The organism is Wolbachia endosymbiont (group A) of Hylaeus communis (genome assembly GCF_947251915.1).
GTDB lineage: Bacteria > Pseudomonadota > Alphaproteobacteria > Rickettsiales > Anaplasmataceae > Wolbachia > Wolbachia pipientis.
This window is the reverse complement of record NZ_OX366396.1, coordinates 974,896-994,055: the sequence shown is the minus strand read 5'-3', so window position 1 is coordinate 994,055 and position 19,160 is coordinate 974,896. Positions and strand designations below refer to the sequence as shown.

The 19,160-nt window shown below is 35.4% G+C and carries 18 protein-coding genes and 3 pseudogenes; 12 read left to right on the top strand and 9 right to left on the bottom strand.

Annotated elements, in window-relative coordinates; all coding sequences use genetic code 11:
* Nucleotides 1–6: 6 nt before the first annotated feature.
* A complete protein-coding gene (gene map, locus OPR52_RS04965) occupies nucleotides 7–789 on the bottom strand; it encodes a type I methionyl aminopeptidase (protein WP_006279681.1) in 783 nt (260 codons plus the stop codon).
* Between the two features lie 132 nt (nucleotides 790–921).
* Complete coding sequence (gene ftsA / locus OPR52_RS04960; protein ID WP_264723220.1) at nucleotides 922–2,160, bottom strand: cell division protein FtsA; 1,239 nt, start codon at nucleotides 2,158–2,160, stop codon at nucleotides 922–924.
* Nucleotides 2,161–2,298: 138 nt separating this feature from the next.
* On the opposite strand from ftsA, the gene def reads away from it, so the two are divergent.
* From def to OPR52_RS04945, 3 genes are all read left to right on the top strand, one after another.
* On the top strand, nucleotides 2,299–2,838 hold the full coding sequence (gene def, locus OPR52_RS04955; RefSeq protein WP_006279678.1) for a peptide deformylase: 540 nt from the start codon (nucleotides 2,299–2,301) through the stop codon (nucleotides 2,836–2,838).
* The gene (locus OPR52_RS04950) at nucleotides 2,828–3,649 is read left to right on the top strand and encodes a uracil-DNA glycosylase (RefSeq protein WP_264723219.1); all 822 of its coding nucleotides are present in this window, start codon (nucleotides 2,828–2,830) and stop codon (nucleotides 3,647–3,649) included. The genes def and OPR52_RS04950 overlap by 11 nt, the downstream gene beginning before the upstream one ends.
* A 315-nt stretch (nucleotides 3,650–3,964) precedes the next feature.
* The gene (locus OPR52_RS04945; RefSeq protein WP_265037906.1) at nucleotides 3,965–4,132 is read left to right on the top strand and encodes a hypothetical protein; all 168 of its coding nucleotides are present in this window, start codon (nucleotides 3,965–3,967) and stop codon (nucleotides 4,130–4,132) included.
* Between the two features lie 186 nt (nucleotides 4,133–4,318).
* On the opposite strand, the pseudogene OPR52_RS07885 reads toward OPR52_RS04945, so the two are convergent.
* Nucleotides 4,319–5,267 (bottom strand): annotated as a pseudogene (locus tag OPR52_RS07885) (IS5 family transposase).
* 601 nt (nucleotides 5,268–5,868) lie between these two features.
* Between OPR52_RS07885 and OPR52_RS04930 the strand changes: the two are divergent.
* Together OPR52_RS04930 and recJ are read left to right on the top strand one after the other, a co-directional pair.
* A complete protein-coding gene (locus OPR52_RS04930) occupies nucleotides 5,869–6,102 on the top strand; it encodes a hypothetical protein (protein WP_010962507.1) in 234 nt (77 codons plus the stop codon).
* Between the two features lie 60 nt (nucleotides 6,103–6,162).
* Nucleotides 6,163–7,902, top strand: coding sequence for a single-stranded-DNA-specific exonuclease RecJ (gene recJ / locus OPR52_RS04925; protein WP_265037899.1), 1,740 nt, complete (start codon nucleotides 6,163–6,165; stop codon nucleotides 7,900–7,902).
* Nucleotides 7,903–7,956: 54 nt separating this feature from the next.
* Here recJ and OPR52_RS04920 read toward each other — a convergent pair.
* Both OPR52_RS04920 and OPR52_RS04915 read right to left on the bottom strand, forming a co-directional pair.
* Nucleotides 7,957–8,214 (bottom strand): annotated as a pseudogene (locus OPR52_RS04920) (IS256 family transposase); the annotation flags it as partial.
* Between the two features lie 79 nt (nucleotides 8,215–8,293).
* Entirely contained in the window at nucleotides 8,294–9,619 is a 1,326-nt protein-coding gene (locus tag OPR52_RS04915; RefSeq protein WP_265037763.1) for an IS4 family transposase, read from the bottom strand.
* A gap of 336 nt (nucleotides 9,620–9,955) precedes the next feature.
* Here OPR52_RS04915 and OPR52_RS04910 point away from each other — a divergent pair, with 336 nt between their 5' ends.
* The 5 genes from OPR52_RS04910 to OPR52_RS04890 all read left to right on the top strand — a co-directional run bounded on the left by OPR52_RS04910 (nucleotide 9,956) and on the right by OPR52_RS04890 (nucleotide 14,059).
* Entirely contained in the window at nucleotides 9,956–10,693 is a 738-nt protein-coding gene (locus OPR52_RS04910; protein ID WP_265038471.1) for an ankyrin repeat domain-containing protein, read from the top strand.
* 17 nt (nucleotides 10,694–10,710) lie between these two features.
* The gene (locus OPR52_RS04905; protein ID WP_265037864.1) at nucleotides 10,711–11,295 is read left to right on the top strand and encodes an ankyrin repeat domain-containing protein; all 585 of its coding nucleotides are present in this window, start codon (nucleotides 10,711–10,713) and stop codon (nucleotides 11,293–11,295) included.
* Between the two features lie 237 nt (nucleotides 11,296–11,532).
* A complete protein-coding gene (locus OPR52_RS04900) occupies nucleotides 11,533–12,099 on the top strand; it encodes an ankyrin repeat domain-containing protein (protein ID WP_265037897.1) in 567 nt (188 codons plus the stop codon).
* Between the two features lie 23 nt (nucleotides 12,100–12,122).
* Complete coding sequence (locus tag OPR52_RS04895) at nucleotides 12,123–12,554, top strand: DUF2924 domain-containing protein (RefSeq protein WP_265037894.1); 432 nt, start codon at nucleotides 12,123–12,125, stop codon at nucleotides 12,552–12,554.
* Between the two features lie 2 nt (nucleotides 12,555–12,556).
* Nucleotides 12,557–14,059, top strand: a complete 1,503-nt coding sequence (locus OPR52_RS04890; protein WP_265037892.1) for a recombinase family protein — start codon at nucleotides 12,557–12,559, stop codon at nucleotides 14,057–14,059.
* A gap of 161 nt (nucleotides 14,060–14,220) precedes the next feature.
* Here OPR52_RS04890 and OPR52_RS04885 read toward each other — a convergent pair.
* Nucleotides 14,221–15,080 (bottom strand): IS630 family transposase gene (locus OPR52_RS04885; protein WP_265037751.1). Its coding sequence is split into 2 segments (ribosomal slippage): nucleotides 14,221–14,756 and nucleotides 14,756–15,080, totalling 861 coding nucleotides; the frame shifts between segments, so codons are not numbered across the junction.
* 124 nt (nucleotides 15,081–15,204) lie between these two features.
* On the opposite strand from OPR52_RS04885, the gene OPR52_RS04880 reads away from it, so the two are divergent.
* Both OPR52_RS04880 and OPR52_RS04875 read left to right on the top strand, forming a co-directional pair.
* Nucleotides 15,205–16,037, top strand: a protein-coding gene (locus tag OPR52_RS04880; RefSeq protein ID WP_265037890.1) for an IS5-like element ISWpi1 family transposase whose coding sequence is annotated in 2 segments (ribosomal slippage) — nucleotides 15,205–15,574 and nucleotides 15,574–16,037 — 834 coding nt in all. Because the reading frame shifts where the segments join, the coding sequence is not laid out codon by codon here.
* 25 nt (nucleotides 16,038–16,062) lie between these two features.
* Nucleotides 16,063–16,482: pseudogene (locus tag OPR52_RS04875) on the top strand (IS630 family transposase); the annotation flags it as partial.
* Nucleotides 16,483–16,910: 428 nt separating this feature from the next.
* Here OPR52_RS04875 and OPR52_RS04870 read toward each other — a convergent pair.
* From OPR52_RS04870 to OPR52_RS04860, 3 genes are all read right to left on the bottom strand, one after another.
* Complete coding sequence (locus OPR52_RS04870; RefSeq protein WP_265037837.1) at nucleotides 16,911–17,420, bottom strand: hypothetical protein; 510 nt, start codon at nucleotides 17,418–17,420, stop codon at nucleotides 16,911–16,913.
* 24 nt (nucleotides 17,421–17,444) lie between these two features.
* Entirely contained in the window at nucleotides 17,445–17,627 is a 183-nt protein-coding gene (locus OPR52_RS04865) for a hypothetical protein (RefSeq protein ID WP_265037839.1), read from the bottom strand.
* Nucleotides 17,628–17,806: 179 nt separating this feature from the next.
* Complete coding sequence (locus OPR52_RS04860) at nucleotides 17,807–19,144, bottom strand: hypothetical protein (protein WP_265037841.1); 1,338 nt, start codon at nucleotides 19,142–19,144, stop codon at nucleotides 17,807–17,809.
* Between the last annotated feature and the right edge of the window lie 16 nt (nucleotides 19,145–19,160).

Below are 19,160 nucleotides of genomic sequence, written 5' to 3'. Positions count from 1 at the left end.
AAAAATCTAATTATAAGGCGGGAAGTGCCAATTTTTAGGTGATAATGTGAATATTTCAGCACCATCTTTTGTTACTCCGAGCGTATGTTCAAATTGAGCAGAAAGTGAAAGATCGCGTGTTGTCACTGTCCAATCATCGAGTTTACTGAGCAGAGTCTCATGTTTTCCAGCATTAATCATTGGCTCTATTGTAAAGAACATACCTTCCTTCAAGACGAGATTTTCATCTTGATCATAGAAATGCACTACATTTGGTGGAGCATGAAAGACTTTTCCTATACCATGTCCGCAGTAGCTGCGTACGATAGAATATCCAAAATCTCTAATATATTTCTCTATAGCAAGCCCTATTTCATTTAACTTATTGCCGGGCTTAACTTGTTTGATTGCTTCCATCAATGCATGATAAGTAGCGTCACACAAGCGTTTTGCTTTTATTGATGGCTTGCCAACCCAAAACATGCGACTTGTATCACCATGCCAGCCATTTAAAATCACCGTGACATCAATATTTAAAATATCTCCATCTTTAAGTGGTTTATTATCGGGAACACCATGGCACACAACTGCATTTTTTGAAGTGCAAATCGATTTTGGATACCCCCTATAGTTTAGTGGTGCTGGAATTGCACCTGCATTAATTATAAAATCATGACATAGATCATTTAACTCATTAGTTGTCACCCCTACCTTTACGTACGGTGCAATGAAATCAAGAGTTTCAGCAGCAAGCCTGCCAGCCTTGCGCATAAATTCAAAATCTTCTTGTGAGTGTATAGTTATGTTCATATTTTCCATGTCTTATTGTAATTGGTACGCTTACTCGCAAGTACATAAACATAATAATTTTACATATTATAAAAATAAGCCCTATGGATCCTAGTGTCAAGTCATTTGTATGAAAGGTGGTAAAACAGAAATCTAGACTGTAACTTTTGATTTAACCCAATTATACAATTTACTCATTTTACCATCCTGACCTAAAATACCAGAATTATTTTTATAAAAAGTGTCAACTATTAGCTTTATAGAGCCTATAGCAGCAGAAAATACAGGATTTTTATCATATTCGCCATCAAGACCGCTACAAGACTCAGGGCACCCAATTCGAACTTGCTTATTGAATATATAGCCTGCAATTTCCTTCATGCTTGTGAGTTGACTAGTTCCACCTGTGATCACTACTTTATTAATTGGATCTTTCTGCTCTTGAAATTGCTCTCTTACCATTTCAAGTATTTCTTCAACTCTTGGTCTTATGATGTTAATAAGCTCAGATTTGAATACTTGAGTAGGTTCATCATTTTCGTTGTTTTGCATTGTAATGTACTCATTCTCATCTATTGAAGTTACGATAGTGCTGCCATACAGTATTTTTATATACTCTGCGCGTTCTATGCTTGTGCATAGCCCGTAAGCAATATCTCGAGTGATATGAACACCACCAATTGGAACGCTGCTTGCATACACAAGTTTCCCTCTTTTGAAAATTCCAATTGCAGTGCACCCACCGCCTATATCAACAATAGCAGTCCCGAGCTCTTTTTCATCTTCACTTAGACAGGCAAGACCTGCAGAATATGCAGAAGCAATACAACCTGCCATATTTAATCCACCATTATTGGTAATACAGTTTTCAATATTGGTAAGCGCTGGACGCGAAGCAGTGACAACATTAACATCAGCAGATAGTCTTTTTCCATACAATCCACCAACTTCTTTTATGTCAGTCATGTCATCTAAGTGATATTTCAGTGGTATATTGTGAATGATAACATTTTCTTCAATATATTTCTCAAACGTCTGAAAAACTACACGTTTTATATCCCGGTCAGAAATTTCATGATTAGCTGCAATAATTTCATTATGTACATTAAAAGATGAGATGCCACATCCAGCAATATTCACATATATCTGATCTATAGTTTCCTCTGACACTTGCTCAGCTAAACCTATAGTTGATGAGATGGAGTAATTTGCGTGTTTTACATTAGTTATCGACCCACCGTTTACACCTTCTGCAATCTTATAGCCCGTTCCTGTTACTTTATAGCTGAAGTTGCTATTTATCTTAACGATTAGACAAATAATCTTTGTTGTACCTATGTCTAAAACAGCAAAAACGTTTCTCTTTGGTTTTGCTATTACTGCAGAGTACATTAGTTAACCTTATTACGCAATTTCATTTAAATTGTAGCTTTCTTTAATAATTTATATTTCTATTATAGATATAGCAACATTTTAATATACACTAAATTCTGGACAAAAGGAAAAGCAAAACATAGAATTATAATTTTTATGTCCATATTACCAATTGTAATTGCCCCTGATGAAAGACTAATCACACGTGCCAGTGAAGTAACAGATATAAACGATAAAATTAAAGAATTAGTAAACGACATGTTCGAAACTATGTATGATGCAGAAGGTCTTGGCCTTGCTGCAGTGCAAGTTGGAGTGTTAAAGAGAATTTTTGTTGTGGATGTTCAGCTAGAAACAATTGAAAATGAGCCAGCAGGATATGAATCAATTGGCAAATTTTGCATGATTAATCCAGAAATTACGGAATTATCTGATGAACAAGTGACTCTCAAGGAAGGGTGCCTTTCAATTCCAGAGCAAAGCTATGAAATTAAGCGTCCAAAGTATTTAACTGTGAAATACAGAGACTTAAATAACGAAGAACAGACGCTAAAAGCTAGTGGTTGGCTTGCAAGGTGTATTCAGCATGAATTAGATCACTTAAACGGCATATTATATATTAGACATTTATCTAAATTAAAGTATGATATGGCCATGAAAAAAGCACAAAAGGTTAAAAAGCATTATGAGCAATAAAGACCTAGAATTATTAAAATTTTACCATGAAGTGGGCGTTGATTGCACACTAATGGAGGGTGAAGAGGAAAAAAAGCTGGAGAGCAAAGAGAGTGTACAACCCTCTGTTATCCAAACTGGGACCAAGAAGAAAGATGCAGATATGCGCTGGGATGACACTAAAGATGGAAAAGACATGTTTCCAAGTGACTGGATAATCGAAGCAAGGAAACTTGCAAGCAAATGTAATAGTGTGGATGAACTAAGAAGTGTAGTGAAGTCATTTGAAGGTTGTGAAATAAAAAAAACTGCAACTAATACTGTCTTTTCCGATGGTAATCCAAACGCAAAAGTTATGCTCGTTGGTGAAGCTCCAGGAGCAAATGAAGACCTTAAAGGCATACCATTTTGTGGTGCAAGTGGAATGTTGCTCGATAAAATGTTAAATGCAATCAATCTTGATCGCACCAAAGTTTATATAAGCAATACCGTATTTTGGCGCCCACCTGGCAATAGAAAGCCAACCGACCTAGAGCTTGATATGTGCAGACCATTTGTTGAGAAGCATATTGCACTAGTTTCACCGCAAATTCTAATTTTGGTCGGGGGAATTGCGTGTTATAGCCTTCTTGACAGCACAAAAACTATATCGAATTTGCGTGGTAGATTTCATACGTACACTAACCAATATTTGTCCAATTCAATCACCACAGCCGCTATATTTCATCCAGCTTACCTACTTCGCCAACCGGCACAAAAACGTTTAGCCTGGGAGGATTTGAAGAAGATTAGGGAGTATCTTGATAACACCAATAACTGTACGAATACTTAACACCACTGGTGTCGGAAAGTAGCCCGCAGAAACAAAAAACTTACTTGACAAACTCCGCCAGCCCTCTTATCATGATAGTGAAGCTATTGTATTTGCTTTCGCCAATCTGCAGATTAAAAGGTAAGGATTACTTAATGTATCGGCGTCTTATGTTCAATTTTTTGCAGTATATAGATACTGTATGTCTTTACAAAACTTCATCTACATCTAGATTTTTATCTAAATAAGCTGAACGCGCTTATAAAGCGTTACAAGACATCAAAAAATGCCAATACTCGACAGAGATAGTAAAAGACTAGCTAACTCGGGGATTCTTTGTCTTTTTTTCTGCTTAGTAAATTTCTTAAACATTTGCAGCGTAAGTTAGTTGCAATTAAAAGCGGCTTAATCTCGCTTGTCAAGCGTTTAAAACATAAAAAACGCCAATATTTTAAAGCGGATAATAACCACGGGGCTTCTTTTGCCTTTTTTTTCATTTGGTAAATTTTTTAATATTTATACGGAAGGTAGCGCGTGACGCTGGAACCCCAAAAAAAGGATGATGTCATCCCAGTGCTCCTTTTTTTGTCATCCGAGTAGCTGACACTGTCCTCCTTTGTCATCCAAGTAGCTGACACTGGGATGGCTTTGTTGCATCGCTCTTCGGATAGTAGGTAACGCACAATAAATTTATGAAGCTATCTCAAATTTAGCCATACCAATATCAGTGAACTTATTGAGCAAATAGCATTTAACAAGTAGTTCCTTCTCTCTATTTGTCTCAGATTTATTCCTAAAACTAAACCCGAATGTTTGTTTCAGTCGCGAGAAAAAACTTTCTGTATAAGATCTTTTTCCATAACTCATCTCTTTTTTCCACTTCTTTATACCATCTTCATCATATGACTTTATGAGCTTGACTGCAGAATTTCTTTCAGCCATATAGTCTAACTTTGGATGCTCTGCTGCGTTGTTTTTCGGAGGAATTTTCGTTTTTATACCATATTGATTACACAGCTTATAGAGCTTTTCTCTGTCATATGCCCTATCTGCATATAGTACTTTTATGACATACTGAAAATCGACTTCTTTTAGCAAATCACAAGCTCCATAGTGATCAGCCGTTACTGTATTTTACAGCTATGGCTTTTTTGCTGTTTGTATTCAACATTACATGCAATTTTCTTGTCTGTTCATAGCTGCGATACTTTCTATCTTCGCTATTTTCTTTGCTATGACCAGGAGTGTTGTTGTATATACTAATTCCTGTACTGTCTATAGCAATTTCGATATCTTCCATATTATTTTTATCAATTCTGCAATCATTGATCTTAATATTGAGTTTCTTAAACCTTCTTGATGATTGTGAATAGCTGATAACTTGCAAATTTTTCCCAATTTGCTCAAGGTATCCTGCTATAAACCCAACTGTTTGCCTCAGGCCTATTCTAAATAAACAAGTTACTATGTGCACCAAAATTACAACTTTATCGCTATAAATATTGTTGCCACCTGGTATTTTTGGACCATTCTCGTACCACTTTTCTATGGCTTCGTTGATATAATGAAAAATATTTCCTCTTTTTTCTAGAAATTTGTTATATTCGCTATGGTTACTGACCCTCATTTTTTGTGGCATATTTTTTCTTTCAAGGTTAAATGGCTATTTTATAATGAATTTTGTCAGTAGCCACCAGATTTTTTCAGTTGCTATGCAACAAAGCCCACTGGGATCCAGCATTTCACGCAATCCCATCAAGAACGTTGTATTTTACATAACACTTTTATGCTTACCAACTTAATAAAATTCCTGGATCCCAGTGGGCTTTGTTGCATCGCTACTTATGAAAGGCTAACTATAGTTAGGATTATAAGCAACCTATTGAAAATCTTGTTTTTTTGCAATCAATCTGATCAAATTTAAGAATAGTAATTTGTTATTTATATTAATAAATTTAATTCTATTGAAAATAGCTAAAGCATTGAAATTCTTGAATTTTAGCCGGATTGGTAAATGGTAGTGAAATTTCTTTTACTCAAATTTAGGTATTCATTGACCGTTCTTGTTATAAATACCAGAATAATAAGCTACTGATATTCCCTATCTTTTTTATCTTTAATCCATCATAGCTAGCGATGCAACAAAGCCATCCCAGTGTCAGCTACTCGGATGACAAAAAAAGGAGCACTGGGATGACAGGAGAGGGAGGCTACTTGGATGACATCATAGGGGCACTGGGATGACACCATTCTTTTTCCTGGATCCAAATAGTCAAGGCACTGGAATGACAAAAAAAGGAGGCACTGGAACGACAAAGTGGAGTGTCTGCTTCTGTCATCCTATGATAGCTAAAAAGACCTGGTCACGCGCTGGAATGACACCGAAGGGGCTACTGCCCTCTTGGATGGAGACCAGTGTCAGCTACTTAGATGATACCTTTTTTCTACTTAGTTTAGGTTATGCAGAAGTCTAATACAATTATAGAACAAGCTTAAAAATTCTGGTAAAGTAGTTTTATTTACAAAGAAAGAATATGCTACTTGAAATTGAAAAGCGCAGCATAACAAATGCATTGTGGAAGTTGCAAGAAGCAGATCAAAGGCAAATCTTAACTCTTACACAGAGATTTGAGTTACCAGAAATATTAGTAAGAATATTGGTTACTCGTGGTGTTAACATAGAAAATGCAAGCGACTTCTTATATCCACTAATCAGATCGCTATTACCAGATCCCTTTCACCTTCTTGATATGGATAAAGCTGTTTCTCGTATAATACGAGCAATAAAAAATGATGAAAACCTTGCAATATTTGGTGACTATGATGTTGATGGTGCAACGTCGTCAGCATTGATTAACAGGTACCTGAGAGCAATCGATATACACTCTATAATCTACATTCCAGATCGTGTTGATGAGGGTTATGGATTAAACACAGATGCTTTATTACAACTTAAAAAGAATGGAATTGATTTATGTATTTCCGTTGATTGTGGTACGCTTGCATATCAACCAATAGAAGATGCAAAGGCTTTTGGTCTTGATATTATAGTTGTTGACCATCACCTTGGTACGGAAAAATTACCAAGCGCCGTAGCAGTTGTGAATCCAAACCGCCTTGATGAGAGCTCTCCTTATAATAACCTAGCAGCAGTTGGAGTGTCATTTCTGCTAATTGTTGCTCTTAATAAAAGCCTACGTGAGCAAGGATTTTTTACCAACAAAAAAGAACCAGATTTATTTGATCTGTTGGATTTGGTTGCCCTGGGAACTGTCTGTGATGTTATGCAGATCACAGGCCTCAATAGAGCACTTGTCTCACAAGGATTAAAAGTTATGTCAACAAGAAAAAACGTTGGCTTGCGTGTTTTATTTGATGCTTTGGGAATCCTTGAAAAACCAAGTGTTTCGCGGTTGGGGTTTAGCATTGGACCGTGCATAAATGCTGGAGGAAGAATTGGAGAAGCATTGCTCGGTGCAAGGTTGCTTTCCACCGATGATGAAGAAGAGGCACATTCAATCGCGCTAAAATTAATAGATTTGAATAATGCAAGAAAAGTGTTAGAAAATGAGGCTCTCTTGGAAGCTACAGCACAAGCGGAAGAGTCTAACCAATCAGGTGCGAATTTTATAATGATAAGCGGCAACTGGCACCAGGGAATAATTGGTATAATTGCATCAAGGCTAAAGGAGCAGTTTCACTTGCCAACAGTAGTGATATCTTTGAATAATGGAATAGGAAAAGCAAGCTGTAGATCAATTTTGGGAGTTGATATCGGTGCTGCAGTCCTTTCCGCAAAGTTTATAAATTTGATTATTGAAGGTGGTGGCCATAGTATGGCGGCAGGATTTTCAATTAAAGAAGACAAAATAAATGATTTGCATGATTTTTTTACTGAAAGATTTTCAAATTCTATAAATGAGAAAACTTTAAAAGCTGATAGTATAGTAACTGCTAAAGCAATAAATTTGTCTTTATGGAATCAATTGCAACGCTTGGGACCATTTGGAGTTGGGAATCCTGAACCAAGGTTTATTATCCAAGGAGCAAAGATAAGAAAGCCTGAAGTTATAGGAGTTGACCATATAAAATGTTTCATCGCTGATGATAATGTTATGGTGAGAGCTATTGCATTTCGCTCTGCAAATACTCACCTTGGCTCTGCTATCATGCAGGGTAATGTTAAAGCCGTTTTGGGTAAAATCTCTGTGAATTACTGGAATGGCAATGAATTTGTACAATTTTTGATAGAAGATGTATTAACCATCAGTTGAGTGTATCTGTTCAGCAGAGTGACAAAATAGGTAGACAAGATAAACCAAAAAATCAAGAAGAAGTGAGTGTGCACTTGTCCGTAAAGTCTTTCCATTTCTCCCATTTCTTCGATTATTCTCTTCACTTTCAGCTAATAAGTGATTTTCTATTTCACCTTCCAAACTTGCCTCCAGCAGCTTTTTTATAAATGGTGTAAATGCTCCATCCCTTCCTGTTAATGGTCTGCCTTCCCTTATTGATGACAGTATATTTGCTTCCAGTTCTTTGTAATCTACCAAACCGGTAGTTCTGTTTACTACTTTCTGACTCATTGTCAAACCTCCATTTTTTTATATCAATTTATTACTTTTTTTTCGGTTTGACACACTTTTTTGAACCATACGCGTCAAGTTAAGAGATTGTGAGCAAATTTAGAGAGGTTAAAGTGGATACTCTAGCCCTTCTACGTTTGTCTTTTAATGAAAATCGCGACCAAGTTATAGTGAGTTTTTTAAGAAATGCTTTTAAACTATTAATTTTGGTTAATACTAAAAATAACTCTCTAACCCGCCTTTTTAGCTCAATAAATGCCTTTGTTAAGCTAAGTTCTGTATTCTTTTTCACTTCTGTGCAAACAACTATGCCGTGAAATATAAGAATTGCGCACAATTTAGCATATAGTTCACATAATACTCTGCATGGCTTTCCTTTTAGCTTATCAAGTCTGATATGGCTTTTATACAATTTAAATAATAACTCAATTTGCCACCTTACTCTGTAAATCGTTAATACTTGCTCAGCACTAATTTTATTTTCTGGAACATTAGTTATAAATATTGACCAGTTCAACAATTTTTGATTTCTTTTAGAGGATGTATATCCCTGCGATCTTGCTAATCTATTAGCTTTCCTTCTTCTGGCTATAGACTGTTCTTCAGTTAGTTTCTGACATATAATTCTTACTCTAATTTTTGCTTCTTTTCCTAACAATACCTCGTTTTCTAAAAATAACTTATCCTCTAAACATTCTAATAACTCCATTTTTTGATTTGTTTCTACATCATATACGTTGGTATCGGATTTATAACGACTTATGAAATAAGCTCCTATTTCATTGATTTGTTTAAAAGAACTTGGCACAAAATAACCGAGATCAGATATTAGCAAATCATTGCTTGATATATTACTTAAATGTTTCCTATATCCCTGGTCTGATCTTATTCCCTCCGTTAAATTAAGTTGGTCTATTATCTGATTCATGTAATCGAAAACTAATTGTAACTTTATTCCAGACTTAGTATTGCTTTCATAGCCACTGTAGCTAGTACCATAACCTTTATACATCTCTTCCATACTGTTAGGTAGAGTAATATAGCTACTGTCCAATAATTTAACACTATTAAATTGCTGTAAGATTTTGCAATCAACTTGCAAGATATTTTTAAAGAGAACCACAGATTCATTATACATCCTTTTCATAAATTCCACTGCTTCTTCAGTAAATCTAAAATCCAAACCTTGTTTTGTTATATCTATCGAGTCCTCGTTTAGTAATTGACACATTGTTTCTACGCTACAATTATCAACTCCTATATTACCCAAGACCATGGCTTTTACGAATGATGAACCTTTTAGCTTTCTCTTTCTTTTTATAAACCTTGTTGTAATTGAGATTTTCTCTGCTTTTTCATTAAAAAATTCTTTGAGCTTTTTTGATAAGCAAGTTATTTTATTCATTGGTTCTCTCACTAAAAGTATATCTGGGAGAACTTATACCTTATTATTCTATCTCTTTCATACCTTTATTTCCTTAACTTGACGCGTATGGGTGTACTAACATGGCACGAACATCGACATTTGCACAGAAGTTGGAAAAATAGTCAAGTAATATCTATAATAAGTTAAGTACTTATATTTATATCCTCATATATTATATTAATAATAGGTTAAAATATATGAAATAAAAAGAAAAAGACTTGCTTTCTTATGCTAAAACGGACATGACTTGAATAGCGGCAGGTAAATATAAGAAATTTGTCTGGCGCTAGAAAAGCTAATTTTGTGAGGTATGCAATGGGGTTCAACGAAGAAAAGAGAGAATCTTTTAGTAAGTTTTTTAAAGAAGTATCAAGTAACGGGTTTGAAAACATTAATAAAAGAAACGAAGAAGGAGAGACGATATTACACCAAGCAGTGGAAATCTCTGATTACAAAACAGTAAGGTTATTAATAAATAAGGGAGCAAATGTGAATGCAAGAGATAAAAAGGGTTATGCACCACTGCACTGCGCAGTATTTGCGAGAAGTTTAGAAAATGTAAAAGAGCTGATCAGGGGAGGAGGAGAAGTAAATGCTACTCAATATATCAACGGATGTACGCCACTGCACTCTGCATGTAGGCTAGGGGCAGGAATTGCAATAATAAAAGAGCTAGTAAAAGCAGGAGCTGCAGTTAATCAACTGGATAAATATGGTGCAACACCAATGTACTATATCTGGGAAAGTGAAAGGTATGGCCTATGGGATAATGGAGAGAATGAAAAGGCGAGGAAATTTCTGGGAAAGCAAGGCGGAATAACAAAAAGTAGAGAACTGACGTGCTATGGAATAGAGAGGCTAGTGGGAGAAATAGCAGACATGTTGAATAGGAGTTATTTGCCTGAGTTAAAAATAATAGAGATAGGAGAAATAAGGAAGAAAGATAAGTCACTAATAAAGGAAGAATGTAAAAATTTAGCAAGCAAAATAATGAGCCAAGTGAACGAAATGATAGATGAGGTGGTGGAGGCAGACTTAAGCAAGATGTGGTGAGGAGGGAGCTCAAAAAGATGAGCAAAGAGTTTGGTTGCGAAAATTTCAAAGGGAAAGTGAGGTATGTTATGTCAAGGAAAGAAGCAAGGAATGTTTTTGATAGGTTATTGAAAGCATTATCAGAAAACAGGTTTCAACAAATAAATGAAAAAGACGCAGCAGGTTGCGCAATATTGCACCGAGCAGCACAGGTGTCAGAGCCAGAAGTAATAAAGTTATTAATAGAAAAAGGTGCAGGTACAAACGATAGAAACAATAGAGGCGAGACACCGTTGCACCTAGCAGCGTTTTTAGGAAGAAGAAAAAATGTGAAAGTGCTGATAGAAGGAGGAGCTACAGTAAATGCAAAATCAAACAATAAAGCAGTACCACTACACTTAGCCTGTTTAGCAAGAAGAATAGGAACAATAGAAGAGCTGATAAATGCAGGAGGAGATCTTGATACAGTAGATAAATTTGGATGTAGCCCACTAAACTATGCAAAAATTTACCCGAAAGTGACAAGTTATCTAGAAAAGAAGGGAGTGAATATGAGAGATGTAGAAGTGATGTATGGAGAAGCAAACAAGGCAATAGAGGAGGTAATGGAGAAACGAGACTGAAAAAATGAAGTCACTTAGAAAAGGAGGTATTGTTTAACAGGTTAAATAGATAGACATACATCTTAATATATTATATTAATATTCGAAAAAATGTGTAAATTTAGCAAAAAAAAACTTGCTTTTTATGCCAAGATAGCCCTAAGTGAAAAAGTAGCTAGTAAATAAACAAGATTTGCTAAGCGCTAAAGTGAGCCAAATTGGAGGCACTTTATATTGCATTAATAGCTGAGGAAAGTTATGGTAAAATTTAGTAAAAAAGAAAGAGAAGAGTTTAATAAGGCGTGGAAAGAGGTATTAGATAACTCAATAGAAAATATTAATAAAAAAGACACAAAAGGAAGGACGATATTACATTACGCAGTAGGAATGCCAGATCCAAAAAAAGTGAGGTTATTAATCAAAAAGGGAGCAGATGTAGATGCAGCAGATGCCGGGAAATATAGACCACTGCACTTAGCAGTCATGGGACAACGTGTAGAAAATACAAAAGAGCTGATAAAGGCAGGAGCCGATGTAAACGCAGTGGAACGAAGTAGCAAATTTGCTGCGTTACACCTTGCCTGCATGGTAAGTGAGATAAAAATAGTAGAAGAACTAGTAAAAGCCGGAGCGAATATAGAGCAAAAGGATAAATTTGGCAAAACAGCAATGTATTATACGAGAAAAAATAAAGAGATAATAGAAGTGTTAGAGAACGTAAAAATGGCAAATAAACAGAGGGAGTTCATAGAAAAAATAAAAACCGTATCGGAAAGTACGGCAGCAGGTGTAAAAGAAGAGCTTGTGGATGGGAAAGTGCTATAGCGTTTAAAAATTCAGGTGATTATATGGAAAAAAAAGTAGAAAAAGAGGTAGAATATTTAGAGAAAAAAGCGTTGGAAGAGCTGAGGAAAATATGGAAGAAGGTATTTGAGGAAGAGGCACCTAGACATTCAAAGAAGTATCTAATACCGAGGTTAGCATATAGAATACAGGAGAAAGCGTATGGAGAAATATCAAGAAAAGGGGCAAAAAGACTAGAATATCTAGCAGATCGGTTAGAGAAGGGAAAAAGAATAAGTAGTGATAAACTGCCAGTAGCAGGAACAGAGCTAATATTAGAGAGAGGGGAAGAGACGCATGCGGTAATGGTAACAGATAAGGGTTTAATCTACAGAGAAGAGTTTTATACGTCATTGTCAGCAGTAGCAGGGAAAATAATGGGAATGAGTTACAACGGACCTTTATTGTTTGGAATGCGTGATAAAAGTGGAAGTTGAGAATGTTAAAAGAGGTAAGATGTGCAATATATACGCGAAAATCAAATGAAGACGGTCTAGAGCAAAAGTTCAACAGCTTGGACGCGCAACGAGTAGCATGTGAAAAGTACATAAAAAGCCGAGAAGGCTGGGTAGTATTGGCAAAAAGATACGATGATGGAGGATATTCAGGAAAAAATTTAGAAAGACCAGCGATAAAGGAGTTGTTTGAAGATGTAAAGGCAGGAGAAGTAGATTGTGTAGTAGTATATACATTAGACAGGCTATCAAGGGAAACGAAGGATTGCATAGAAGTAACGTCATTTTTTAGAAGGCACCGGATAAGTTTTGTAGCAGTGACGCAAATATTTGATAACAACACGCCAATGGGAAAATTTGTGCAAACAGTGCTATCAGGGGCAGCACAACTAGAAAGAGAAATGATAGTAGAGAGAGTAAAAAATAAAATAGCAACATCGAAGGAAGAGGGTCTATGGATGGGAGGGAATCCACCACTTGGTTATGATGCAAAAGATAAGGAATTAATAATAAATGAAAAAGAAGCAAAAGTAATAAAGCATATATTTGAGAGGTATATGGAGCTGAAATCAATGGCAGAATTGGCAAGAGAGTTAAACAGAGAAGGATATCGAACGAAAGCAAAATCAGATATCTTTAAAAAGGCCACAGTGAGGAGAATAATAACAAATCCGATATATATGGGAAAAATACGGCATTATGAGAAGCAGTATAAAGGAAAGCATGAGGCAATAATAGAAAAAGAAAAATGGCAAAAAGCGCAAGAATTGATAAAGAATCAGCCGTATCGAGGCAAAAAATATGAAGAGGCGCTACTAAAGGGGATGATAAGATGCAGATGCTGCAAAGTAAACATGACGCTGACATATTCAAAAAAAGAAAATAAAAGGTATCGATATTATGTGTGCAACAATCATTTAAGGGGAAAGGGTTGTGAATCAGGAAACCGAACAATAGTCGCCGGAGAAGTGGAAAAAGAAGTAATGAAGAGAGCGGAATGCTTATATGAGAATTGGGAAAAAGGGGCAAAAAAAGAAAAATGGGAAAATTTAAGTTTCAGAGAACAGAAAGAAGCAGTGAAAAAATTAATAAAGGAAGTAATGGTAAAAGAAGATGGAATAGAGGTGCGTTCTGAATCAGAGGAGACATTTATAGCAATGAATTTGAAGAAGAAAGGAAACAAATGCACAGTAGTGGAACCAGAGGGGAAAACAAACAATGCACTACTGAGAGCAGTGGTGAGAGCTCACCTATGGAAACGGCAGCTAGAAGAAGGAAAATATAGAAGTGTGAAAGAGCTGAGCGTTAAAATTAATATAGGTACAAGACGTATACAACAAATTTTAAGGTTAAATTATTTAGCTCCAAAGATTAAAGAAGACATAGTAAATGGGAGACAACCAAGTAATTTGAGGTTAGCTGATTTAAGAGAAATACCGATGCTTTGGGGTGAGCAATTGAAGAAATTTTACGGCTCAGCATCGTAACGTTTATAAAAACAACAATATGAAAAAACATCGAAAAAAGTATGTGCCAGAAAATTAAAAAAGGTTATTGCAAAAGGAGCTACTACAAAGAGCCACACAAAAAGATGTTGAAATTGATACAGAAGAGCAAATATAGCATTTCTCATAATAGTCCGAACAGGTCATAGGAAGGCAGAATCAACAGCACGACGAAAGGATTCGAATAGAGGAATGTTTTTCCTGGCTCTGTTTTTTATAGCAAACCAATGATGCTCAATTTTGTTGAAATCTGGAGAATAAGGCGGCAGATACAAAATTTCTGCACCAACCCCTTTAGCAAGCTCGATAATCTTATCAGACTTATGAAAAGTAGCATTGTCAAGAATGACAGTCTGTCCAGGTTCCAAGATCGGTGTCAAAAATTGCTCAAACCATCCATTAAAAACATCCATATTACAGTGGCCTTCAAAGGTTAACGGAACAACTATCTTTCTTCCACTTAAGGCTGCAACCATACTGATTCGTTGAGTTTTCTTTCCAGATTTTAAGGCATAAAACCGCTGTCCTTTCTGGCAATATCCGTAGGGGTAGTCTTCGGTGTTATCAATGCCAGACTCATCTATATACACTAAGTTTTTAGGTTCTTTTGTCGCTATAATTTTCAAAAATTCAGCACGTTTTTCTTCGTTTCTTTCCTTGTATCCATATGTCTTTTTTTGCGCGTAAATTCAATTTTTTTAAGGGCTCGATAGATCGTTTGGATACTAACGTTGTTCCAAAGTTTAGCCATTTCCGATAGAGTCTTTCCTCCGTGTTCTCTGGCAAATTTGGCAAAGGTATCCCAGTCGGTAATTTTGTGATTGTAACCCCCATTTCCAAGTTTTTTTGATTGAAAGTCTCCTGTTTCTTTTCTTCTTTGCTGCCACTCCCATAAAGTAGTTCGTCCAATCTTAAATCTTGCTGCCACTGTTTCTCTGCTTTCTCCTTCGTCTAGCGCTTCCATTGCTTTTTTTCTTAAATCATAACTATATGCTGCTGGCATTCAACCTCCTTATCATCATCTACCCTTATCCTATCACATCCGGACTTTTATGGAAAGAGCTCTAAGAGGTTGTCCGGAAACAAGTAAAAGGCTATAATATCTGAAATTTTAGTACGGGGTAAAGATGAGAAAAAAGTATCCAACAGATCTAAGCGAAAGGGAATGGGCAAGAATAGAAAAACACTTCAGAGTATCATACAAGAAAGGAGGAAGGCCGCCAAAGTATAGCAAAAGAGAAATATTAGAAGCAATTTTCTATGTATTGCGTACAGGGTGTCAATGGCGGTATTTACCAAATGATTTTCCGCTATGGAAGACTGTGTATGAGCAGTTCAGGCAATGGAAGAAGCAGGGAATTTTTGAGAAAATGAATTATGAAATTACAAAATATAGTAGAAGAAAAATAGGAAGGAATGAGCAGCCGAGTGCCTGTATAGTAGATAGTCAATCTGTAAAGACTACAGAAAAGGGGGGATCAAAGGCTATGATGGAAGTAAAAAAGTAAAGGGTAGAAAAAGGCATATAATTACAGACACTCAGGGTTTTATACTAGGTTGTTACGTAGGCGCTGCTAACGAAAATGATAGAGATGGTATTAAAATAGCATTAAACAATATGAGAACAAAATATACTAAAGTTAAAAAAATGTGGGCTGACATGGGATACCAAGGAAGAAATTTAAAGAATCACATAAAGGAAGAATATGACATAGATATTGAAATTGTTAAAAGGCCTACATGTAGATTTTGGGTGCACAAAGATACGCCACCTGAGCTACTACCAACAAGAGAACAAGGGTTTAAAGTACAGCCAAGAAGATGGGTTGTAGAAAGGACTTTTGCTTGGGTTAATAGGAATAGAAGGCTATCGAAGGAGTATGATTTACTCACAACATCCACTGAGAATTTCATATACCTAGCTATGAGTAGGGTTATGTTAAAGAGGGAATATGCTTGAATTTACTTGTTTCCGGACAACCTCTAACACCGAAGACTACCCCTACGGATATTGCCAGAAAGGACAGCGGTTTTATGCCTTAAAATCTGGAAAGAAAACTCAACGAATCAGTATGGTTGCAGCCTTAAGTGGAAGAAAGATAGTTGTTCCGTTAACCTTTGAAGGCCACTGTAATATGGATGTTTTTAATGGATGGTTTGAGCAATTTTTGACACCGATCTTGGAACCTGGACAGACTGTCATTCTTGACAATGCTACTTTTCATAAGTCTGATAAGATTATCGAGCTTGCTAAAGGGGTTGGTGCAGAAATTTTGTATCTGCCGCCTTATTCTCCAGATTTCAACAAAATTGAGCATCATTGGTTTGCTATAAAAAACAGAGCCAGGAAAAACATTCCTCTATTCGAATCCTTTCGTCGTGCTGTTGATTCTGCCTTCCTATGACCTGTTCGGACTATTATGAGAAATGCTATATCTATAACGTTTGGACGATTTCTCGAGGTTCGTTCTGATGTACCTTGATTACAAATAAAAATACGTTTGCTTAATTTTTCATCTTCAATTCTATCAGGAATAAGCATTAACTGTCCTATAATAAACCGACTTACGTAATGTATATTATCACTACCTCCATTGCTCCAAACAATTCCATAGTAAAGATACTCTAGCTGTGTTCTTATCACCTCAGCATTCGCTGCTTCAGTGCCAAGTAACTTTTCTATTACAGAATTACCTTCTCGACTAAGAAAATTTTCTACATCAATTTTAACATTTTCGTGATGAACCATGTCAAAATTTAATCCTACACAAATAGCTTCATTAGCTATAGTAATCATTCTTATAGAGTTAGAAAAAGAGCCCTTAACATAATCTTATGCTTGCTTCAATGCTTTTATCACTGTACTTATCTCACCAGTACCTGCTTTAAGCTCAATAATAATAGGAATAGAGCTTAGCGACTTATCAGAACCGCGCACAAGTAAAATAATGTCTGCGTAACCTTTTCCAGCAAATAATTCGAGATAAAGTTTTAGGTGAAAACGATACTTAAAATTTATCAAAAACCCAGCTAAAAACCCATGATGACTTGATTCTTTACCGCTAAATAGAGTTTCTTTTTCATATTTCTTATAGACATTTGTAATATAATTAAACATTCTTCTAGCGTTCTTTTTTACTTCTTCGAAATCTTGATTACTCAATTTTGAAATTAAGCTCTCTAGGTCTTGTTGGTCACGATCTTTTTCTATTTCTGTAAAACCTTTTTGTGAATAATCAGTCTTTTTACTAAAAGCTGGATCAACATTTCCGTACTTTACTTCTTTTCCTGTAATTGTTATTTCATGCTCTTCTTTTTCTAGTTTATCAAACTCTGCTCCCATTTTCCATTTCTGTGCTATTTTTTCTCACTCTCCTTGAGAGAACTTTAGATGCATGTTACCATCAACTTGATCAGACACCGTTATACACTTAAGTCCCTCATTAGTTAATATAGCTATTTTTAAAGTTCTATTATCATCAAAACGAAAATGAAGTTTTTTGATACCAATTTTAGTAGCAAGTTCTGTGTCTAATACAGTAGCAAACATACCAAAAAGAAACTAGGGAAAAAGCCTGGCTTTCCAACTGAATGCAAAAAAGAAGGAGATTGATTGATAAACGATTGGAACCTTTTGTGAAAATCTAGGAACTCGTCTTTTGATTTATTTCTCATTAACAGAAGCTGTACCAACTCAAGCGGCTTGACATTGCTTGGCATATTACTCTCCTATTTGCTATGGCCTAAAGATTTTATATTATATGGGTTATCAGTCGTACTGAGACTTGACTGTGGCAAAGTATCACCAGCTTCACACAAAATTGATTCTTTAGAAGCTTCTTGAGCTAATTTAGAAAATACTTGTTCTCCTAATTGCAATTTTTTACCCCCATGAAATAACTGAATTTTACTTAATACAGAATCTTTAACCTTTATCATCCCTTCACCACTCATTTCTTTTACGTGCTTTAATATCTTCCCTAATATTTCTTCTTTACTTACCCCTTGTGTACTTGGATCCACAATTAAATTTGCTATTGTATATGTAACTGAATAGTCTACAAAAATAGAGGAAATAGATTGCTCCCCGCGGTCTTGAGTTTTTAATTTTATTATACGTTCCCAAACATTCATCATACATTTTTTTGTTTCTTCAGACAGATCTGGATTCTTCAGTACTTGATCTGATAATGAAGATAAAAAAGTTGTGTAACGTTCACATTCAATCTGACTACACAATCGGCTTAATTCCATAAAAGAATCAAAGTAATACTGACCTACTAGCACATTCAACACTGCATAATAAGTATTTTCCTTATAATCTCTATCTAGTAATTTTTTCTTTTGCTCATCATCCATTTTAGACAGGCAAAACTCTATGGTGTCTACTTCTTTGTAACCCTTTACTGCAGATAAAGCTGCTTCAATTAACAAATTATTTTTATCTTGACTAGAAATACTGGAATCATTGTGCAATTTATTATAGAAGAACTCTATACCTTCTTCCCAGTTTTTATTAGAATTTATCTGTATGGATTTTTGCAAACCTTCAACTGATTTATATTCGTTTAGTTTTCCAATCTGCTTATCAATAAGAAAAGACCAGAAAGCTTCTATAGGTCTAGTTTCTTCGATATTTTCCAACAATTCTCTTCTCAGATCATCATCAGATCCATCTTCTTCAAAGGCACTTCTCTTAAATCTCATAAATACTTGTTCAAATAATCCAGGAATCTTATCTTCTAGACAATATTTACATGCTAAGTAATATCTTTTAGAAATGTTTAATGGATTCTCTTTTCCATTTTTATTTTTTTCTTCAGTTAACCTTTCACCAACAATTTCATTTTTTAATCTTACTCCATCCCAACAAGAATTATCAGAGAATATATCAGAAAAAAAAATTAGTTTTTCCTCATCAAAATCTTCAATTAATTGAATATAAACCCTCAACCATCTTTCTACTCTAAGATGTTTTCTTGCTTTAACTTGATTATCGTCGCCTTTAATAGCACCTTTTAATATATCAAGTATTTTATTGTAATTGTGATCCAAACCAGATTCCATACCCGCAACCCCATTT